The organism is Pseudomonas sp. 29 (assembly GCF_002754355.1).
Lineage (GTDB): Bacteria > Pseudomonadota > Gammaproteobacteria > Pseudomonadales > Pseudomonadaceae > Aquipseudomonas > Aquipseudomonas neuropathica.
In genome coordinates, this window is the sequence record NZ_PEEY01000001.1 from 1,856,645 (window position 1) to 1,876,997 (window position 20,353).

Sequence of the window (20,353 nt, forward strand, 5' to 3'; positions counted from 1 at the left end):
TGTTATATGGTCAAGCCTCACGGGCAATTAGTATTGGTTAGCTCAACGCCTCACAGCGCTTACACACCCAACCTATCAACGTCGTAGTCTTCGACGGCCCTTCAGGGAACTCAAGGTTCCAGTGAGATCTCATCTTGAGGCAAGTTTCCCGCTTAGATGCTTTCAGCGGTTATCTTTCCCGAACATAGCTACCCGGCAATGCCACTGGCGTGACAACCGGAACACCAGAGGTTCGTCCACTCCGGTCCTCTCGTACTAGGAGCAGCCCCTCTCAAATCTCAAACGTCCACGGCAGATAGGGACCGAACTGTCTCACGACGTTCTAAACCCAGCTCGCGTACCACTTTAAATGGCGAACAGCCATACCCTTGGGACCGGCTTCAGCCCCAGGATGTGATGAGCCGACATCGAGGTGCCAAACACCGCCGTCGATATGAACTCTTGGGCGGTATCAGCCTGTTATCCCCGGAGTACCTTTTATCCGTTGAGCGATGGCCCTTCCATACAGAACCACCGGATCACTAAGACCTACTTTCGTACCTGCTCGACGTGTCTGTCTCGCAGTCAAGCGCGCTTTTGCCTTTATACTCTACGACCGATTTCCGACCGGTCTGAGCGCACCTTCGTACTCCTCCGTTACTCTTTAGGAGGAGACCGCCCCAGTCAAACTACCCACCATACACTGTCCTCGATCCGGATAACGGACCTGAGTTAGAACCTCAAAGTTGCCAGGGTGGTATTTCAAGGATGGCTCCACGCGAACTGGCGTCCACGCTTCAAAGCCTCCCACCTATCCTACACAAGCAAATTCAAAGTCCAGTGCAAAGCTATAGTAAAGGTTCACGGGGTCTTTCCGTCTAGCCGCGGATACACTGCATCTTCACAGCGATTTCAATTTCACTGAGTCTCGGGTGGAGACAGCGCCGCCATCGTTACGCCATTCGTGCAGGTCGGAACTTACCCGACAAGGAATTTCGCTACCTTAGGACCGTTATAGTTACGGCCGCCGTTTACCGGGGCTTCGATCAAGAGCTTCGCGTTAGCTAACCCCATCAATTAACCTTCCGGCACCGGGCAGGCGTCACACCCTATACGTCCACTTTCGTGTTTGCAGAGTGCTGTGTTTTTAATAAACAGTCGCAGCGGCCTGGTATCTTCGACCGGCATGAGCTTACGGAGCAAGTCCTTCACCCTCACCGGCGCACCTTCTCCCGAAGTTACGGTGCCATTTTGCCTAGTTCCTTCACCCGAGTTCTCTCAAGCGCCTTGGTATTCTCTACCCAACCACCTGTGTCGGTTTGGGGTACGGTTCCTGGTTACCTGAAGCTTAGAAGCTTTTCTTGGAAGCATGGCATCAACCACTTCGTGTTCTAAAAGAACACTCGTCATCAGCTCTCGGCCTTAAGATCCCGGATTTACCTAAGATCTCAGCCTACCACCTTAAACTTGGACAACCAACGCCAAGCTGGCCTAGCCTTCTCCGTCCCTCCATCGCAATAACCAGAAGTACAGGAATATTAACCTGTTTTCCATCGACTACGCTTTTCAGCCTCGCCTTAGGGACCGACTAACCCTGCGTCGATTAACGTTGCGCAGGAAACCTTGGTCTTTCGGCGTGGGTGTTTTTCACACCCATTGTCGTTACTCATGTCAGCATTCGCACTTCTGATACCTCCAGCAAGCTTCTCAACTCACCTTCACAGGCTTACAGAACGCTCCTCTACCGCATCATCCGAAGATGATACCCGTAGCTTCGGTGTATGGTTTGAGCCCCGTTACATCTTCCGCGCAGGCCGACTCGACTAGTGAGCTATTACGCTTTCTTTAAAGGGTGGCTGCTTCTAAGCCAACCTCCTAGCTGTCTAAGCCTTCCCACATCGTTTCCCACTTAACCATAACTTTGGGACCTTAGCTGACGGTCTGGGTTGTTTCCCTTTTCACGACGGACGTTAGCACCCGCCGTGTGTCTCCCATGCTCGGCACTTGTAGGTATTCGGAGTTTGCATCGGTTTGGTAAGTCGGGATGACCCCCTAGCCGAAACAGTGCTCTACCCCCTACAGTGATACATGAGGCGCTACCTAAATAGCTTTCGAGGAGAACCAGCTATCTCCGAGCTTGATTAGCCTTTCACTCCGATCCACAGGTCATCCGCTAACTTTTCAACGGTAGTCGGTTCGGTCCTCCAGTTAGTGTTACCCAACCTTCAACCTGCCCATGGATAGATCGCCCGGTTTCGGGTCTATTCCCAGCGACTAGACGCCCTATTAAGACTCGCTTTCGCTACGCCTCCCCTATTCGGTTAAGCTCGCCACTGAAAATAAGTCGCTGACCCATTATACAAAAGGTACGCAGTCACAGAACAAAGTCTGCTCCCACTGCTTGTACGCATACGGTTTCAGGATCTATTTCACTCCCCTCTCCGGGGTTCTTTTCGCCTTTCCCTCACGGTACTAGTTCACTATCGGTCAGTCAGTAGTATTTAGCCTTGGAGGATGGTCCCCCCATATTCAGACAAAGTTTCTCGTGCTCCGTCCTACTCGATTTCATGACTAAGAGATTTTCGCGTACAGGGCTATCACCCACTATGGCCGCACTTTCCAGAGCGTTCCGCTAATCTCAAAGCCACTTAAGGGCTAGTCCCCGTTCGCTCGCCACTACTAAGGGAATCTCGGTTGATTTCTTTTCCTCAGGGTACTTAGATGTTTCAGTTCCCCTGGTTCGCCTCTTGCACCTATGTATTCAGTACAAGATAACCATCTTATGATGGCTGGGTTCCCCCATTCAGACATCTCCGGATCAAAGTCTGTTTGCCGACTCCCCGAAGCTTTTCGCAGGCTACCACGTCTTTCATCGCCTCTGACTGCCAAGGCATCCACCGTATGCGCTTCTTCACTTGACCATATAACCCCAAGCAATCTGGTTATACTGTGAAGACGACATTCGCCGAAAATTCGAATTTCTCAATTAAGAGAACTCACAAATTTTACCTTAGCCTGATCCGTTACCAGTGAAAGTAACGTTCAGTCTATCTTTCTATCACATACCCAAATTTTTAAAGAACGAACTAGTCAAAGACTAGAAATCAACATTCACCATCATCATGATGGAATGCTCATTTCTAAGCTTTATACAAGAGAAGCAGTAGTGGTGGAGCCAAGCGGGATCGAACCGCTGACCTCCTGCGTGCAAGGCAGGCGCTCTCCCAGCTGAGCTATGGCCCCGTATTTCTACAGGCGTTTCCCACACAAAATTGGTGGGTCTGGGCAGATTCGAACTGCCGACCTCACCCTTATCAGGGGTGCGCTCTAACCAACTGAGCTACAGACCCAATTTCGGGCTGCTTCTTTCGTCTTCTTCAATGAATCAAGCAATTCGTGTGGGAACTTATGGAGCAGCTGATGTCGTCGATTAAGGAGGTGATCCAGCCGCAGGTTCCCCTACGGCTACCTTGTTACGACTTCACCCCAGTCATGAATCACACCGTGGTAACCGTCCTCCCGAAGGTTAGACTAGCTACTTCTGGTGCAACCCACTCCCATGGTGTGACGGGCGGTGTGTACAAGGCCCGGGAACGTATTCACCGTGACATTCTGATTCACGATTACTAGCGATTCCGACTTCACGCAGTCGAGTTGCAGACTGCGATCCGGACTACGATCGGTTTTATGGGATTAGCTACACCTCGCGGCTTGGCAACCCTTTGTACCGACCATTGTAGCACGTGTGTAGCCCAGGCCGTAAGGGCCATGATGACTTGACGTCATCCCCACCTTCCTCCGGTTTGTCACCGGCAGTCTCCTTAGAGTGCCCACCATAACGTGCTGGTAACTAAGGACAAGGGTTGCGCTCGTTACGGGACTTAACCCAACATCTCACGACACGAGCTGACGACAGCCATGCAGCACCTGTCTCAATGTTCCCGAAGGCACCAATCCATCTCTGGAAAGTTCATTGGATGTCAAGGCCTGGTAAGGTTCTTCGCGTTGCTTCGAATTAAACCACATGCTCCACCGCTTGTGCGGGCCCCCGTCAATTCATTTGAGTTTTAACCTTGCGGCCGTACTCCCCAGGCGGTCAACTTAATGCGTTAGCTGCGCCACTAAGAGCTCAAGGCTCCCAACGGCTAGTTGACATCGTTTACGGCGTGGACTACCAGGGTATCTAATCCTGTTTGCTCCCCACGCTTTCGCACCTCAGTGTCAGTATCAGTCCAGGTGGTCGCCTTCGCCACTGGTGTTCCTTCCTATATCTACGCATTTCACCGCTACACAGGAAATTCCACCACCCTCTACCATACTCTAGCTCGACAGTTTTGAATGCAGTTCCCAGGTTGAGCCCGGGGATTTCACATCCAACTTAACGAACCACCTACGCGCGCTTTACGCCCAGTAATTCCGATTAACGCTTGCACCCTCTGTATTACCGCGGCTGCTGGCACAGAGTTAGCCGGTGCTTATTCTGTCGGTAACGTCAAAACAGCAACGTATTAAGTTACTGCCCTTCCTCCCAACTTAAAGTGCTTTACAATCCGAAGACCTTCTTCACACACGCGGCATGGCTGGATCAGGCTTTCGCCCATTGTCCAATATTCCCCACTGCTGCCTCCCGTAGGAGTCTGGACCGTGTCTCAGTTCCAGTGTGACTGATCATCCTCTCAGACCAGTTACGGATCGTCGCCTTGGTGAGCCATTACCTCACCAACTAGCTAATCCGACCTAGGCTCATCTGATAGCGCAAGGCCCGAAGGTCCCCTGCTTTCTCCCGTAGGACGTATGCGGTATTAGCGTTCCTTTCGAAACGTTGTCCCCCACTACCAGGCAGATTCCTAGGCATTACTCACCCGTCCGCCGCTGAATCCAGGAGCAAGCTCCTCTCATCCGCTCGACTTGCATGTGTTAGGCCTGCCGCCAGCGTTCAATCTGAGCCATGATCAAACTCTTCAGTTCAAACATCTTTGGGTTTTTAAGAAACCCTAAACTTGGCTCAGCAATCGTTGGTTACATCTTTGATTTCTCGCGGAGTAACTTGTGATGCTGATAATCTTGTTGACTATCAGTCTGACTCCACAAGCACCCACACGAATTGCTTGATTCAGTTGTTAAAGAGCGGTTGGTTAAGATCTTTCGTCTCAACCGAGGCGCGCATTCTACAGCAGCGTCATTTGCTGTCAAGTGATTATTTTCAGAAGTTTTCGAAGAATTCTTCAACAACTTCAACCACTTGCGCTTCCGATCTCTCGTCAGCGGGAGGCGAATTCTACAGCGTTACACGCTGCTGTCAACACCTCTTTTTCAACTTCTTTTTGGCTTCGATGAACTGAAGCAACCTGCCGCCGAAACCTACATAACTCATTGAATTTCAAGGAGTTTTCCGTTTCGACTGCGCCGGAAGTGGGGCGAATTATAGACATCCTGAATCTGCCGTCAACCGTTAATTTCGCTTTTCTTGCAAAACCTGCTTTTTAGCCAGCAAACGCGGGATCCGACGCATCACTGGCGGAATACGCAGCAACAGAAGCACCGCGCCTACAAAGGCATAGATCGCCCATTCCTCGAGATCAGCACGCACGATCCACAGCATATGCAGCAAACCCAGGCCAAGAATCACATAGACCAGACGATGCAGCTTCTTCCAGCGCGAACCCAAACGACGCTGACTGTAGCGATTTGACGTCACCGCCAGCGCCAACAATCCGAGAAAACCCAAAGCCCCCACTATTATGTAGGGCCGCTTACGCAACTCGACAGTCAGCTGCGACCAATCGAAACCCAGAATAAACGCAATATAACTACACAGATGCAAAACCACATAGGCAAAACACCAGAGCCCCAGTTGTCGGCGCACTGCAATCCACCCAGCCCAACCGGTGAGCTTCTGCATAGGTGTCATGCTCAGAGTGATCAACAACAACACCAACGTCCCCAAGCCCAGCCGATCCACCAGCACTTTGCCAGGATCGGGCCCGAGTAAATCCCCGAGAGCCTGATACAACCACAGCATCGGCCAGACTGCCGCCGCAATGAAAACGCCTATACGCCAGTACGGGAATCGCATCAGTAATTCTTCCGCAGATCGAGCCCTGTGTATAAAGAAGCGACTTCATCCGAGTAGCCGTTGAACATCTGCGTATCCCGCACATTTGGCTTGAACAGACTGTTTGGCAATCGCCGCTCCCGCGCCTGGGTCCAGCGTGGGTGATCAACCGTCGGGTTCACATTCGCATAGAAGCCGTATTCATCTGCCGCGATACTCTGCCAGGTCGTCTTCGGCTGCTCGCTGACCAGGCTGATACGGACGATGGATTTAACGCTCTTGAAGCCGTACTTCCATGGCACCACCAAGCGCAGAGGCGCACCGTTCTGATTCGGTAACTCGCGGCCATACATACCCACCGCCAGAATCGCCAGTGGATTCATCGCCTCATCCAACCGCAAGCCTTCTACATAAGGCCAATCGATCAGGGCAAACCCTGAACGCTGGCCAGGCATGCTCTTGGGATCCTGCAAGGTTTCAAAACGGATGTATTTGGCCTTGGACGTTGGCTCGACCTGCTTGAGCAGCGCCGAGATTGGAAAACCGATCCACGGAATGACCATCGACCACGCCTCGACACAGCGCAAACGATAGATACGCTCCTCCAACTGGTAAGGCTTCATGAAGTCTTCCAGCGCATAGCGCCCTGGCTTACCCACCTCCCCGTCGACCACCACACTCCATGGTTCGGTTTTCAGCGAGCCCGCATTCGCCGCCGGGTCGCCCTTGTCGGTACCAAACTCATAGAAGTTGTTGTAGTGAGTGGCGTCTTTATAAGGCGTGACCGACTCATCCTTGACGTTGACCGCCCCCCATTTAGTAGAAGGCAGCTTCTCGGTGAACCATGCAGGTGACTTGCCCGGCTCGACGTCGGCATACCGCGCCGCATCGTCGGCATTGGCCCAGCGCGGCAGGCTACTGACGGCGATACCGGCAGCAGTCGCCCCCAGCAATTGGCGGCGAGAGAGATAAATGGACTCAGGCGTGACATCCGACTCGTAGCAGTCGGACGCTTTGGGGACTTTGATCAACATGGCAACTCCGCAGCTTTGGAGGACAGATGCACCCATAGACTGCGGAGTATGCGGGAAATTACATCACTCGGCTTTTTTGTGCCGACGAAGATGCAACAGGTACTGAACCGGGCCGGAAGCCGCGTAAGCGAGGAACACCAGCAACAGAATGCGCGGCGGATCACTGAAGACCACGGCGAACACCAGCACCACCGCAAGGATCGCCACGAACGGTACGCGCCCTTTCAGATCCAGCTCTTTAAAGCTGTTGTACTTGATGTTGCTGACCATCAGCATGCCGGCAGCCGCCACCATCAACGCGACAAGGAACGACATCTTCGAACCCTGGATCCCGTAATCACTGAATGCCCAGACAATCCCCGCCACCACACCGGCCGCTGCCGGGCTGGCCAGACCAATGAAATAACGTTTATCCGCCGTGCCAACCTGCGTATTGAAACGCGCCAGACGCAACGCCGCGCCTGCTACATAGATGAAGGCAACCATCCAGCCGACCTTGCCCATGTCGCCCAACGCCCAACCGAATGCCAGCAACGCCGGTGCAACACCGAACGCGACCATATCCGACAGCGAGTCGTACTCGGCGCCAAAGGCACTTTGCGTATTGGTCATGCGCGCGACACGACCGTCGAGGCCGTCGAGCACCATGGCGACGAAAATCGCGATCGCGGCGAACGCAAAATACTTGCTCGCGTTCGCCGAATCACCGGCACTCAACGCAGCCTGGGCGCTCATCGAGTTGATGATGGAGTAAAACCCTGCGAACAGGTTCGCAGTGGTGAACAGGTTCGGCAGCAGATAGATACCACGATGCCGGACTTTACGACCTTCTGCGTCGTGCCCTTCTTCGATGTGCTCATCGATGGGCAACAGGCTTTCGGCGTCAGAAGCCTTGTTCGGCTCTTCGGGACGTTCGCTCATGGACATTACCTTGCAACGGTTTGAAGAAAATTCGACAGGTGCTTGAGGACGACAGTTCGGCCACAAACGCTGCAGCTTTATACCAGAACCACCGCCTCAAACGAAAAAACGCGGCCGAGGCCGCGTTTTTTCATACAAGGGACAACGACTTAGTTTTTGGCTTTGTCGACGATCTTGTTGGCACCGATCCACGGCATCATGGAGCGCAGTTGCTCGCCGATGACTTCGATACCGTGAGCGGCGTTGTTACGACGCTTGGCGGTCATCGAAGGGTAGCCGGTTGCGCCTTCGCTGATGAACATTTTGGCGTATTCGCCGTCCTGAATACGTTTCAGGGCGTTGCGCATGGCCTGACGGGATTCGGCGTTGATCACTTCCGGACCGGTCACGTACTCGCCGTACTCGGCGTTGTTGGAGATCGAGTAGTTCATGTTGGCGATACCGCCTTCGTACATGAGGTCAACGATCAGCTTCAGTTCGTGCAGGCACTCGAAGTAGGCCATTTCCGGCGCGTAGCCAGCTTCAACCAGGGTTTCGAAACCGGCTTTTACCAGTTCAACGGTACCGCCGCACAGAACGGCTTGTTCGCCGAACAGGTCGGTTTCGGTCTCGTCCTTGAAGGTGGTTTCGATGATGCCGGTACGACCGCCACCAACGCCAGCGGCGTAGGACAGCGCAACGTTTTTGGCGTTGCCCGAGGCGTCCTGGTAGATAGCGATCAGGTCAGGGATACCGCCGCCCTTCACGAACTCGGAACGTACGGTGTGACCCGGAGCTTTCGGCGCGATCATGATCACGTCGAGGTCGGCACGCGGAACAACCTGGTTGTAGTGGATCGCGAAGCCGTGGGAGAAGGCCAGGGTGGCGCCTTTCTTGATGTTCGGCTCGATTTCATTCTTGTACAGCGAGGACTGGAACTCGTCCGGGGTCAGGATCATGACCAGGTCGGCGGCAGCAACAGCGGAAGCAACGTCGGTCACTTTCAGGCCGTGAGCTTCAGCTTTGGCAACAGTGGCCGAACCTTTACGCAGACCAACGGTAACGTCGACACCGGAGTCTTTCAGGTTGCACGCTTGGGCGTGGCCCTGGGAACCGTAACCGATGATGGCAACTTTCTTGCCCTGGATGATCGACAGGTCGCAGTCTTTATCGTAGAAAACTTTCATGAATTTCCCCTTTATATCCAGGCCGTTCAGGCCATTCGCTAATTTGGTTTAGATGCTGAGTACTTTGTCGCCGCGGGCAATGCCGGTCACGCCGCTACGGACGGTTTCCAGAATCGATGCGGTGCCGATGGACTGAATGAAGCTATCGAGCTTGTCGCTGGTACCGGTCAATTGAACGGTATACACGCTGGCGCTGACATCGACGATCTGTCCACGGTAAATATCGGTGGTGCGTTTGATCTCGGCGCGTTGGGCGCCAGTGGCCTTGACCTTGACCAGCATCAGTTCGCGCTCGATGTGAGCACTTTCCGAGAGGTCCACCAGCTTGACCACTTCGATCAGCTTGTTCAGGTTTTTGGTGATCTGCTCGATGACTTCATCGTGACCAACAGTGGTCAGCGTCAGACGCGACAGGGTCGGGTCTTCGGTCGGGGCCACAGTCAGGCTTTCGATGTTGTAGTTGCGCTGCGAGAACAGGCCGACTACGCGAGACAAAGCGCCGGGTTCGTTTTCCAGAAGCAAGGAAATAATGTGCCGCATGATTAAGTACGCTCCGTCTTGCTCAGCCACATATCGCGCATCGAGCCGTCTTTGATCTGCATCGGGTAGACGTGCTCGCTGGTGTCGACCGAAATATCGATCACGACCAGGCGATCCTTCATGGCGAACGCTTCTGCCATCTTCGACTTCAAATCTTTCGATTCGGTGATGCGTACGCCAACGTGGCCGTAGGCTTCAGCCAGCTTGACGAAGTCAGGCAGCGATTCCATGTAGGAGTGCGAGTGACGGCTGCCGTAGCTCATGTCCTGCCACTGACGAACCATCCCCAGAACACCGTTGTTCAGGATGACGATTTTGACTGGCAAGCCATATTGCAGGCAGGTCGACAGTTCCTGGATGTTCATCTGGATACTGCCTTCACCGGTGACGCAGGCAACGTCGTCATCCGGGAAGCTCAACTTGATGCCCATGGCCGCCGGAAAACCGAAGCCCATGGTGCCCAGACCACCGGAGTTGATCCAGCGATTTGGCTTGTTGAACGTGTAGTACTGCGCCGCGAACATCTGGTGCTGGCCCACGTCGGAAGTGATAAAGGCATCGCCCTTGGTCACTTCGCAGAGGGTTTCGATCACGGTCTGCGGCTTGATCAGGCTGCCGTCGCCCTTTTCATAAGGGAACAGGCCGCGATCACCGCGCCATTCATCCACCTGCTTCCACCAACTGGCCACGGACTCTTTGTTCGGGGTCTCGCCGATTTCCTTGAGGATCGCGACCATTTCGGTCAGGACGCTCTCCACCGGACCCACGATTGGCACGTCGGCCTTGATGGTCTTGGAAATCGAAGCCGGGTCGATGTCGATGTGAATGATCTTGGCGTTCGGGCAGAACTTCGCCGCGCCATTGATCACGCGATCGTCGAAACGCGCGCCGACCGCCAGGATCACGTCAGCATGGTGCATCGCCAGGTTGGCGGTGTAACTGCCGTGCATGCCGAGCATGCCGATGAACTGACGATCAGTCCCCGGGAAACCACCCAAGCCCATCAACGTGTTGGTCACGGGCAAGTTGAGCATTTTCGCCAGTTCGGTCAGCGGTGCGGAACCGTTGCCGAGAATTACGCCGCCACCGGAGTACATGACCGGACGCTTGGCCGCCAGAAGCATTTCTGCTGCCTTGCGGATTTGCCCGGAGTGACCACGAACGGCCGGGCTGTAGGAACGCAGCTTGGCTTTCTTCGGGAAGATGTATTCGAACTTCTCGGCTGGGTTGGTCATGTCTTTCGGGATATCGACCACGACCGGGCCCGGACGACCGGATTGCGCCAGGTAGAACGCCTTCTTCATGACTTCCGGGATTTCCGAGGCGTGCTTGATCATGAAGCTGTGCTTCACGATCGGCCGGGAGATACCGATCATGTCGGTTTCCTGGAACGCGTCGGTGCCGACCATGGTGCTTGGCACCTGACCGGAAATGATCACCATTGGAATCGAGTCCATATAGGCGGTCGCGATACCGGTGATGGCGTTTGTGGCGCCAGGACCGGACGTCACCAATACCACGCCGGCTTTACCGGTGGCACGGGCATAACCGTCAGCCATATGGGTTGCCGCTTGTTCGTGACGAACCAGGATGTGAGTCACTTCCGGTTCTTTGAACAGGGCATCGTAAACATGCAGGAGAGCACCACCCGGGTACCCGTAGATATATTTGACGCCTTCGTCACGCAAAAAGCGGACGAGCATCTCACCGCCAGATAAAAGCTCCACGTTGTTCACCTCTAAAACGCCAGAATACCGTCCACAAAAAAGGGGCGGGTCTTAATAGGTTTACTTCTCGGCAGAGCATGAGCGACGGTGGTCGCCGACTACGTCAGCACTGACTGAGCAAGTATTGGGATCGTCCCAAGTGTTGCGGGCCTTTCCCACCCAGCGCGAGGTAACGCGTTGCGGGTGTAACAGGTCGGCGCGGATGTGCGCCTCATGATCTACCGAGTGGGTCTGCTTCTGGCAGTCCCTCTACAGCGGACTTTGGATTCTTCTGTTTCGCCCTCTCCAAGTCAAGCCGTCTATGTGGTTAATTGTGGGTAAGCACATGAGAACGCAAGAAAAAACCTGAAAACCGCTACTCTGTTAGTGTCAATTGCGCATTTTTGCCAAGGAATCAGCATGCGAACGCTCCTCCTTACTCTGCTGATCGGCCTCAGCCCATGGTGCATGGCCGCTCAAATCTACAAATGGGTCGATGCCCAGGGTGTCACGCACTTCGATGCGCAGCCGCCACCGGGTCAGCCATCGACGACAATGCAGACGCCCTCCTCGCCTCCGACCACACCAGCGGCAATGCCGGGCAGCGGTGTACTCGGTGACCAGAAGGCTATCGACAACAAAGTGAAGAAACAGGTCGCGGACCAACAGGAGCAGCTCAAACAGTTTTGCGAGCAGGCACGCACAAACCTTGCGCAATTGCAGAACAATCCGCGTTTGAGGGAAGAAGTGGAGGGACAGATGCGACGGCTGGATGATGCGCAGCGTCAGGAACGCATTGTCGAGGCTCAGAAACAGATAGCCGATAATTGCCAATAGGCATCTGCAGGACGGTAGGAGCTGTCGAGTGAAACGAGGCTGCGATCTTTTGACTTTAAAGATCAATAGATCGCAGCCTTCGGCAGTTCCTACACAGAATCGGTATTAGCGCGAGGCAGTGATCAAAAGGTCAAACTCTTTGAGCAACACCTGAAGCTGACGATCCTTGCCCTGCAAGTTGCGCTGGGCGAAGACCATTTCAGCCATTTCCTGGATGCCCGAGGCGTTCGGCAACGGCAGATCCTGCTCAAGGATGTATTTCATCTTCGGCAGGAAGATCCATTGCAGCCATTGCTCGAAGTCGAGCGTATCGACCGAAAACGGCTCGACACTGCTCAACGCTTCCACCGACGGCTGAACCTCGTCCCACCAGCCTTGAGTGCGCAGTTCACGCTCGATCAGCAACAGCTGATCGGCGATTTTCGGGAAACGAGCATCCATTACAGCGAAACCTTGGCCTTCTGACGGGCCTGAGCGGCACCGGCGGAATCGCCTTGTTTCTCACGGGACTGAGCGATGATTTCCCACAGGTTGGCTTGCAGGTCCGGGCGACCGTTGGCCATGGTCAGCGCGCGACGAGCGAATTGCTCCGCTTGTGGCGCATCACCTTGGGCCATGCGCACCTGCGCCAAGCGATAAAGCACTTGCGGCTCACGCGGGGCAACACGCTGAGCACGCTCCAGGCTGGAGGACGCACCGTTGAGGTCACCGCCGGCCTGTTGCTGTTGAGCTGTCGTCAGCAAGGCGAGTACCGGGCCGTCCAGTTGCTCATCCGCCGACAGGCCACCGCCGCTGCTAGCCGAGGGAATACCGCTCGGTGTCGACGGCATGCTGTAGCTGCCCGTGTTGACCGGCGCAGAATCAATCGCTGAAGGGTTGTACGGGCCTGCCGTGATACCACCGGACGCAGGGCCCGGCACAATCGGCGAAGAGCTGATCGGCGCGGACGTTGTCGCGCCGCCACCCGGCACCATCACCACCACGCCGGTATCGCCTTGCGGGATCGCTTGAGTCTGCGCTTGCGCAGGACGCTTTACGGTGGTTTGACGAAAGCCGCCATTGGCCGAAATACGTTCGCTGTTGGACACCGCAGTACCGGAGTCAACAACCGGAATCGAACCACGCTGTACGGTAGAGCAGCCGCTGAGCAAAGCCACGGCGGTCACCGCTGGAATCAACCACTTGTTCACTTGAAACCCTCTTTGCTTAATTCATCCAGCCCTTGACCCAATCCATCACCGACTCGCCGGAGGCAGGCGTTTCGCCCGCACACGCGGCGCCGGGTGGCGGTTCGCTGCCGCGAATATACGGCATCTGCACCGCCCCCGGACAGTTGGCATCGGAGCCCTGCCCGGTACGCGAATCGACCCAAGCCTGTACGACATTGTCCGGCTGCGGCATGTCCAGCGGTAGCGGATCGGCCTTGCGCATGAAACTGGTCCAGACCTGCAACGCACCGGTGGCCCCGGTGAACGGCGTCTTGCCGTTGTCATCGCGCCCCAGCCAGACCACTGCCAGCAGATCCTGACTGAAACCGGCGAACCAGCTATCACGGGAGTCGTTACTGGTACCGGTCTTGCCCGCCAGCGTCAGAGTCTTGGGCAGCACGTTATAAACCGAGCTGCCGGTACCTTCACGCATCACGCGCTGCATGGCGTTCTGGATCAGATAGATGGACGCCGGATCGAAACGCTGCTCGATCTGGAAAGGATAACGCTTGAGCGGTTCGCCCTCGGCGGTCAGCACACTGCGAATACCGCGCATCGGCGTATTGAAACCACCGTTGGCCAGCGTCTGGTACATGGTCGCGACTTCGATCGGGGTCATACCACCGGCACCGAGCAACATCGACGGGAATGCCGGAAATTCGCGCGTCACACCCAGACGACCCAAGGTCTTGAGCACATTCGGCACACCAACTTCCAGACCTAGACGCGAAGTCGAAAGGTTGTAGGAATGCGCGAGCCCCTGATAAAGGAACACGGTGCCGTGGGAGCGACGGTCGTAGTTCTGCGGTTTCCACACCTGACCGTTCGCGCCTTTGACCGACAACGGGTCGTCCGACAGCCAACTGGTCAGGGTGTACTGGCTCGGTTTTTCCAGCGCAGTCAGATAAACCGCAGGCTTGATCAACGAGCCGATCGGTCGCACGGCATCCAGTGCGCGGTTGAACCCGGCATAACTGGCCTGACGGCTGCCGATCATCGCCTGGACTTCACCGGTTTCCGGATTGGTCACGACCATCGCCGCTTCCACGTCATCAGAGCCTTTGCGCCCGGACAGACGTTTAAAGGTGTCGTTGACCGACGCCTCGGCTTTCATCTGCAGGATCGGGTCGAAGCTGGTGAAGATGCGCAGGCCTTCTTCGGTCAAGTCTTCGTCGCGATAGTCTTCACGCAACTGACGTTTGACCAGATCGATGAAGCCCGGGAACGAACTGTCGGCCAGTTTGCCACGAGTGGTCACGCCCAACGGCATGCTCTTCGCTGCGGCCACTTGCTCGGCCGTCGCCACGCCTTGCTGCTCAAGCACGTCGAGCACCAGGTTGCGCCGCTCCAGCGCACGCTCCGGGTTGCGACGCGGGTTGTAGTAAGACGGGCCTTTGACCATGCCGACCAGCAACGCCACCTGATGCAGTTTCAGCTCGGACAACGGCTGACCGAAGAAGAACTGACTGGCCAGACCGAAACCGTGGACCGCACGTTGACCGTCCTGGCCGACAAAGACTTCGTTGAGGTAGGCCTCAAGGATTTCCTTTTTGTCGTAATGCAGCTCCAGCAGCATCGCCATCATCGCTTCGGTGAGTTTGCGGGTCAGGCTGCGTTCGTTGGTCAGGTAGAAGTTTTTCACCAACTGCTGGGTCAGCGTACTGCCGCCCTGCGTCATCTTGCCGCCCGAGGTGTTGACCCAGATAGCGCGGGCAATCGACTTCGGCGACACGCCCCAGTGGCTGTAGTAATCGCGGTCTTCGACAGCGACCAGAGTTTCAAGCAGGTACGGCGGCACCTGATCGAGTTTGATCAGAATGCGGTCTTCGAGATTTTTCGGATAAATACCACCGATCATCAGCGGTTCGAGGCGCACCACAGACAATTTCGATCCGTTGGTCGCTGACAGCTCAGCCACATAATCGCCAGAGAAACGCACGCGCACCGGCTGCGGCTTTTCCAGACCTTCATAGAACTGGAAGCCACGGGTATTCAGATCGACGGTGTTGCCGCTAACGGCTGCCGCGCCGGGACCATTGCTCACGGCTTCGCGGCGATAACCGAGGGCATCGAGTTCGGTAAGGAAGTCGTCCTTGCTGAGCTTTTGTCCGACGAACAGCTCGAGCGGCCGCGCGTAAACCTTGGCCGGGATGGTCCAGCGCTTGCCGGAGAACTTCTCCTGCACCACGGCATCGAGGTAAACGGCGAAGCCAGCCAGCACGACAAGGCCGACCAGACTGAGTTTAATGGCCCAGCTCAACCATGGGCTAAGGCCCTTGGAGGGTGGTTTTTTCTTGGTACGGGGGGATCGAGTTCGAGTCATGGCGGCGGATTATACGCACTTTATTCATCCTCAACAGGAGCGCTCCGAGGTTTGCGTCGGGCTGGCGAGCGGCCATAATGGCGGCCTCGAATTTCCCCCAGTCTCTGAAGGATCGCCCGTGAGCCAGTCTCTGATCGCTGCCCTGCAAAACCCGGCCCTCTACCCGCACCCTGTCGAAGGGTTTCAGGTCATCGAAACCCATATCTCGTGGGTGATCCTCACCGGTCCCTTCGCTTATAAAGTGAAGAAGCCGGTTAATTTCGGCTTCCTCGACTTCACTGGCCTCGAATCGCGCGCGCATTTCTGTGCGGAAGAGCTGCGTTTGAACCAGCGCCTGACCGATGATTTGTATCTGGAAGTGTTGCCAGTCACCGGCAGCCTTGAAGCACCGCAACTGGGCGGCGACGGTCCGGCCATCGAATACGTACTGAAAATGCGTCAATTCCCGCAGAGCGGTTTGCTCAGCACCTTGCAAGCCAACGGTGAGCTGACGACTCGGCACATCGACGAGATGGCCGAGCAGATCGCCCGCTTCCACCTCACCGCGCCAAAGGTCCCGGCCGAACACGACGCCGGCACCCCGGACAGCGTGATGGCGCCGGTCTCGCAAAACTTCGAACAGATCCTGCCGTTTCTCAGCGACAAAAACGATCTGCTGCAACTCGAGGCACTGAAAGCCTGGGCCGAAAGCAGCTTCGAACGTCTCAAGCCACTGTTCGCTCAGCGCAAGACCGAGGGTTTCACCCGTGAATGCCACGGCGATATCCACTTGGGCAACGCCACGGTCATCGACGGCAAAGTGGTTATCTTCGACTGCATCGAGTTCAACGAACCGTTCCGCTTCACTGACGTCTGGGCCGACACCGGTTTCCTCGCGATGGACCTGGAAGACCGTGGTCTGAAATCCCTGGCGCGCCGCTTCATCAGTCAGTATCTGGAACTGACTGGCGACTATCAGGGCCTGGAAGTGCTGAACTTCTATAAAGCCTACCGTGCACTGGTGCGTGCCAAGGTTGCCCTGTTCAGCATGCCGGCTGACGCGACCCCGGTGCAGCGCGCCACCACCCTGCGCCAGTACCGCAACTACGCCAACCTGGCGGAAAGCTACAGCACCATTCCATCGCGCTTCATGGCAATCACCCACGGTGTTTCCGCTGTCGGCAAGAGCCACGTGGCCATGCGTCTGGTCGAAGCGCTGGGTGCCATCCGTCTGCGTTCGGACGTAGAACGCAAGCGTCTGTTCGGTGAGCAAACTGTTGCTAATGATGTGCAGGCTGGCATTTACAGTGCCGACGCCAGCGCCGCCACTTACGCGCGTCTGCATGAAATCGCTGAAGTGATCCTGCACGCCGGTTTCCCGGTGGTGATCGACGCGACTTACCTGAAGCGCGAACAACGCGACAACGCGGCAAAAATTGCCGAAGCCACCGGCACGCCATTCCTGATCCTCGATTGCAACGCGCCACAAGCGGTGATCGAGAGCTGGCTGGCGATTCGTCAGGCCGACCAAAAGGATCCGTCCGACGCCACCCTGGCGGTGATCGAAGCGCAGCAGGCCAATCGCGAAGCGCTGACGCCGGAAGAAATCCTGCGCAGCAAACGCGTACAGACCAATGAATCCGGCACGCTGGACACCGTGGTCGCGCAGATTCGTCAACGCCTGCCAGGCCTGTAAAAAACTATTTCGGCCGTGAAGCCCACGCTTGCTTCACGGCCGCCAAATAGTGGCACTATACTGGCGTCATAAAACCAACGGTGATATGACATGAGCCAGCCGAAACTTCTCGACACCCCGCTATATGCCTTGCTGCACAAAGACGACATCACAGGTTTCAACAAAGAGCGCCCACAAGATGGCCCGATCGACATGGTCGGCGGCGATTTCCGTGGTCTTGATTTGCGCGAACTGAATGCCGATGGCGTGGATTTCAGGGACGCGTATTTCCGTTCTGCCGATCTGCGAGGCATCGATTTCCGCAATGCGTCGCTGGAAGGCGCGAGCCTGGCTCACGCGCAGATTTCCGGGGCTTACTTCCCGCCGGAACTGAGCGCTGACGAGATTCTGATGTCGATGAATTTCGGCACGCGCCTGCGCTATCGCACCCGCTGAAAGTCGCCTTCCCTCTGACACGACGCACACCCTGTAGGCGTGAGCCTGCTCGCGATAGCTGTCTAACATTCAACACATGTGTGCCTGCCAGTCCGCTATCGCGAGCAGGCTCACGCCTACATTGATATGTGTTTTTTCCCCTTCTTTCTGCGTTCGCAGGCTTTTCAAGCGCCCTTTCTTAGAAGCGTTTGCGTTGAATCCGACCAAACAATCACGCTTTTCCTACTGATGGCTACACTCCTGAGAAGCTCGCCCACGCACCATTCGGCCGTCGCAAGGAGGCTTGATGAATGATGAACTGCAACACCTGAAGAATCTTGGCAAGACGTCGGCGCAATGGCTGCATGCCGTGGGCATCCACAGCGCCTCGGACTTGCGTCGCCTGGGCGCGGTGGACGCCTACCGGGCCGTGCGTACCCGCGGGTTTCGCGCATCGAAGGTGTTGTTGTATGCGATCGAAGGCGCGCTGATGGATGTGCACTGGAACGACATCCCTGCCGAACGCAAGGACGCCCTCAACAAGCAACTCGAAGCCATTTCCTCGCGCCACAAGAACTGAACGGGCATTGACCGTCATGTATTTACTGGGGGAACAATCGGCCTGCGCCGATGCCTTGATCAACCGTTTGCAGAGCTTGCCCGCACTGTGGCTGCGCGATTTGGCGCCTTGCGGTCCAATGCTGGAACTGGAGGCGGCGGATGATTTGCTGACGCAGTTACCCGCCGATCAGCTATTCATGCTGAATGAAGGGATGATCAACGGCTGTATCGGCGCCCGTCCGCTGTTTTATTGGCAGGACGGCGATTTGATCGGCCTTCAGCAAGGTGAGGACTGGGCTGATTGCCGTTTGTGCAGTGACGGGGCGTTGCGCTTGACGCCCTATTGGCGCCGTGAGGTTTTCCAGCATGTGTATGCCGACGCTCATCGGACAGACCAGTTTCTAGAGTATCTGCTGGGGCAGATGGCGATCCTCGCCCATGCCGTCGCGGAACTGAAACCGCGCGAGTTTCGCAGCACCAATGGCTTCAAACGGGTCGAGGCGGGTGAAATCCTGATTAACCAAGGGGACGCGGCTGATCACGTGTTCGTGATCATCGACGGGCATGCCGAAGCGTTTGTCGACGGGCATAAGGTGGGAGATGTGGCCAAAGACGAGATTTTCGGTGCCATGGCCGTGTTTACCGGCGAGCCACGCAATGCCACGGTGATAGCACGAGAACCGAGCACGGTGATGCTGATTCCCGGTGATCATTTTTTGAGCATGACCCGCACCAATCCAAAGATCGCCCACAGCCTGATCGAGAGCATGGCACGGCGGATCGGCCAGTTGAATCGGCAGATCACGCAAATGACACCGACTGAAGGTCAACGCTAAAAGTCTTTGTTTGCTGGGCGTACCGACCATTTTCCGGACGATTTCAAAGAAACGGAAAAACAGTTGTTGACTCGGTAATGAGAATCGCTATGATTATCACAACTGGTCGCGAGATCAGTCGATATTCTGAAAAGCCCTTGGTTCGGACTCTCAGATTATCTCCTCATCAGGCTAATCACGGTTATTTGACCCGGTTTTTACCGGGTCTTTTTTTGCCTGTGGAAAAGTCATTTGCCGAACTGTTTACGCATCTGCTCGCAGTAATCCTGTTTTGGCGTGGCCGGCGTGTACCAAACGTAATCGGCCATCGCAGCCGTTACCTCGGAGCCATGCTCCGCCAACAGCAACACGGTGGGTGCCTGGGCGGCGCCCAGATCAACAACATGCAACGGCACGCCGACGTCCTTGCGCGCATGCCACGCACCGGCCAGCAGGACTGAAGGTGAAGGAGCCGCCAGCAGACGCTCGGCCATACGCCGATCACGTTGTTGCTGAACGGCGAGCATCGCCGGCATCTGTGATTCGGGCAGCAGGCCACAATGGGAATCGCTGATCTGTTCCAGCAAAACAGCTTTCACGGATGCTGTATTGCTGCGCTCCCCGTTAAGCACAGGCGGATCACGATAGAAGGTGCGGATTTCAGCGCTGTTCAAATTCGCCGCCAGCAGTGGATACGGCTGAGTCAGCGCGAAGCGGACAATGGGTCCATAGAGATTCCAGTCCCAGCCGTCCTTCCAGGCCAATGCGGCAGGGAAGTCCGCGGGCGGCGTTGCAGCCTGGCGCACTTGATCAATGCGAGGCTGCTGATCCGGCGTGAGCATTTCCAGTAAAAGACTGCCCTGCGGCCGCTGCTCACCGAGCGAGCGCAACAGCCACAATTGCGCGGCGTGATGATCGGCGTTGTCATGCTGTTCACCGATAATCAGCCGTTCAGACTCGACAAGACGCGTCAGCAACTGCTGTGCCGTCAGCACCTGACCGTTGCGCAGGTCGCGAATCTCGCCACTGATCGGCGGTGGCGCCGCAACATGCTGACACCCCGCAAGTAACATCACCGCCAACAACCACAACCCACGCATGCCATCACCTCAAGGATCC

General features: G+C 56.0%; 15 protein-coding genes, 2 tRNA genes and 2 rRNA genes. 5 read left to right on the forward strand and 14 right to left on the reverse strand.

All coding sequences use genetic code 11. From position 1 onward, the window contains the following. Positions 1-6: 6 nt before the first annotated feature. The 10 genes from CLU80_RS08575 to CLU80_RS08625 form a co-directional block, all read right to left on the reverse strand. Positions 7-2,900: ribosomal RNA gene (locus CLU80_RS08575) — 23S ribosomal RNA — on the reverse strand. Between the two features lie 246 nt (positions 2,901-3,146). After that, positions 3,147-3,222, reverse strand: a tRNA-Ala gene (locus CLU80_RS08580). A 30-nt stretch (positions 3,223-3,252) separates the two neighbouring features. Continuing rightward, positions 3,253-3,329, reverse strand: a tRNA-Ile gene (locus tag CLU80_RS08585). 81 nt (positions 3,330-3,410) lie between these two features. Beyond that, positions 3,411-4,947, reverse strand: a 16S ribosomal RNA gene (locus CLU80_RS08590). Together the 16S and 23S rRNA genes with 2 tRNA genes alongside form the textbook arrangement of a ribosomal RNA operon. Positions 4,948-5,431: 484 nt before the next feature. Then, positions 5,432-6,055, reverse strand: a complete 624-nt coding sequence (gene msrQ / locus CLU80_RS08600) for a protein-methionine-sulfoxide reductase heme-binding subunit MsrQ (protein WP_099757193.1) — start codon at positions 6,053-6,055, stop codon at positions 5,432-5,434. Next, positions 6,055-7,068 carry a protein-methionine-sulfoxide reductase catalytic subunit MsrP gene (msrP, locus tag CLU80_RS08605; RefSeq protein WP_099757194.1) on the reverse strand — a complete coding sequence of 338 codons (1,014 nt, stop codon included), beginning with the start codon at positions 7,066-7,068 and terminating at the stop codon, positions 6,055-6,057. The genes msrQ and msrP overlap by 1 nt, the downstream gene beginning before the upstream one ends. Positions 7,069-7,131: 63 nt before the next feature. Further along, positions 7,132-7,989 carry a CDP-diacylglycerol--serine O-phosphatidyltransferase gene (gene pssA / locus CLU80_RS08610; protein ID WP_016983477.1) on the reverse strand — a complete coding sequence of 286 codons (858 nt, stop codon included), beginning with the start codon at positions 7,987-7,989 and terminating at the stop codon, positions 7,132-7,134. A 149-nt stretch (positions 7,990-8,138) separates the two neighbouring features. Then, entirely contained in the window at positions 8,139-9,155 is a 1,017-nt protein-coding gene (gene ilvC, locus CLU80_RS08615) for a ketol-acid reductoisomerase (protein ID WP_007909969.1), read from the reverse strand. A gap of 48 nt (positions 9,156-9,203) precedes the next feature. Beyond that, positions 9,204-9,695 (reverse strand): acetolactate synthase small subunit, encoded by a 492-nt coding sequence (gene ilvN, locus CLU80_RS08620; protein WP_003176102.1) that lies wholly within the window; start codon positions 9,693-9,695, stop codon positions 9,204-9,206. Positions 9,696-9,697: 2 nt separating this feature from the next. Beyond that, positions 9,698-11,422 carry an acetolactate synthase 3 large subunit gene (locus CLU80_RS08625; protein ID WP_093434972.1) on the reverse strand — a complete coding sequence of 575 codons (1,725 nt, stop codon included), beginning with the start codon at positions 11,420-11,422 and terminating at the stop codon, positions 9,698-9,700. 399 nt (positions 11,423-11,821) lie between these two features. Here CLU80_RS08625 and CLU80_RS08630 point away from each other — a divergent pair, with 399 nt between their 5' ends. Next, on the forward strand, positions 11,822-12,238 hold the full coding sequence (locus CLU80_RS08630) for a DUF4124 domain-containing protein (protein WP_099757195.1): 417 nt from the start codon (positions 11,822-11,824) through the stop codon (positions 12,236-12,238). 105 nt (positions 12,239-12,343) lie between these two features. On the opposite strand, the gene CLU80_RS08635 is transcribed toward CLU80_RS08630, so the two are convergent. From CLU80_RS08635 to mrcB, 3 genes are read right to left on the reverse strand one after another with little or no spacing between them, the layout of a single operon-like run. Continuing rightward, positions 12,344-12,679 (reverse strand): YqcC family protein, encoded by a 336-nt coding sequence (locus CLU80_RS08635; RefSeq protein ID WP_093434942.1) that lies wholly within the window; start codon positions 12,677-12,679, stop codon positions 12,344-12,346. Further along, positions 12,679-13,428, reverse strand: a complete 750-nt coding sequence (locus CLU80_RS08640; protein WP_099757196.1) for a tetratricopeptide repeat protein — start codon at positions 13,426-13,428, stop codon at positions 12,679-12,681. The genes CLU80_RS08635 and CLU80_RS08640 overlap by 1 nt, the downstream gene beginning before the upstream one ends. A 16-nt stretch (positions 13,429-13,444) precedes the next feature. Further along, positions 13,445-15,769, reverse strand: coding sequence for a penicillin-binding protein 1B (gene mrcB, locus CLU80_RS08645; RefSeq protein ID WP_093434938.1), 2,325 nt, complete (start codon positions 15,767-15,769; stop codon positions 13,445-13,447). A 118-nt stretch (positions 15,770-15,887) separates the two neighbouring features. Between mrcB and CLU80_RS08650 the strand changes: the two genes are divergently transcribed. The 4 genes from CLU80_RS08650 (at position 15,888) to CLU80_RS08665 (ending at position 19,255) form a co-directional block, all read left to right on the forward strand. Next, a complete protein-coding gene (locus CLU80_RS08650) occupies positions 15,888-17,444 on the forward strand; it encodes a bifunctional aminoglycoside phosphotransferase/ATP-binding protein (RefSeq protein ID WP_099757197.1) in 1,557 nt (518 codons plus the stop codon). Positions 17,445-17,534: 90 nt separating this feature from the next. Next, the gene (locus CLU80_RS08655) at positions 17,535-17,879 is read left to right on the forward strand and encodes a pentapeptide repeat-containing protein (RefSeq protein ID WP_007909940.1); all 345 of its coding nucleotides are present in this window, start codon (positions 17,535-17,537) and stop codon (positions 17,877-17,879) included. A 286-nt stretch (positions 17,880-18,165) separates the two neighbouring features. After that, positions 18,166-18,438, forward strand: a complete 273-nt coding sequence (locus CLU80_RS08660) for a TfoX/Sxy family protein (protein WP_003228231.1) — start codon at positions 18,166-18,168, stop codon at positions 18,436-18,438. Between the two features lie 16 nt (positions 18,439-18,454). After that, complete coding sequence (locus tag CLU80_RS08665) at positions 18,455-19,255, forward strand: Crp/Fnr family transcriptional regulator (protein ID WP_095125442.1); 801 nt, start codon at positions 18,455-18,457, stop codon at positions 19,253-19,255. 227 nt (positions 19,256-19,482) lie between these two features. Here CLU80_RS08665 and CLU80_RS08670 read toward each other — a convergent pair whose 3' ends face one another. Beyond that, on the reverse strand, positions 19,483-20,334 hold the full coding sequence (locus CLU80_RS08670; RefSeq protein ID WP_099757198.1) for a ChaN family lipoprotein: 852 nt from the start codon (positions 20,332-20,334) through the stop codon (positions 19,483-19,485). Positions 20,335-20,353 lie beyond the last annotated feature (19 nt).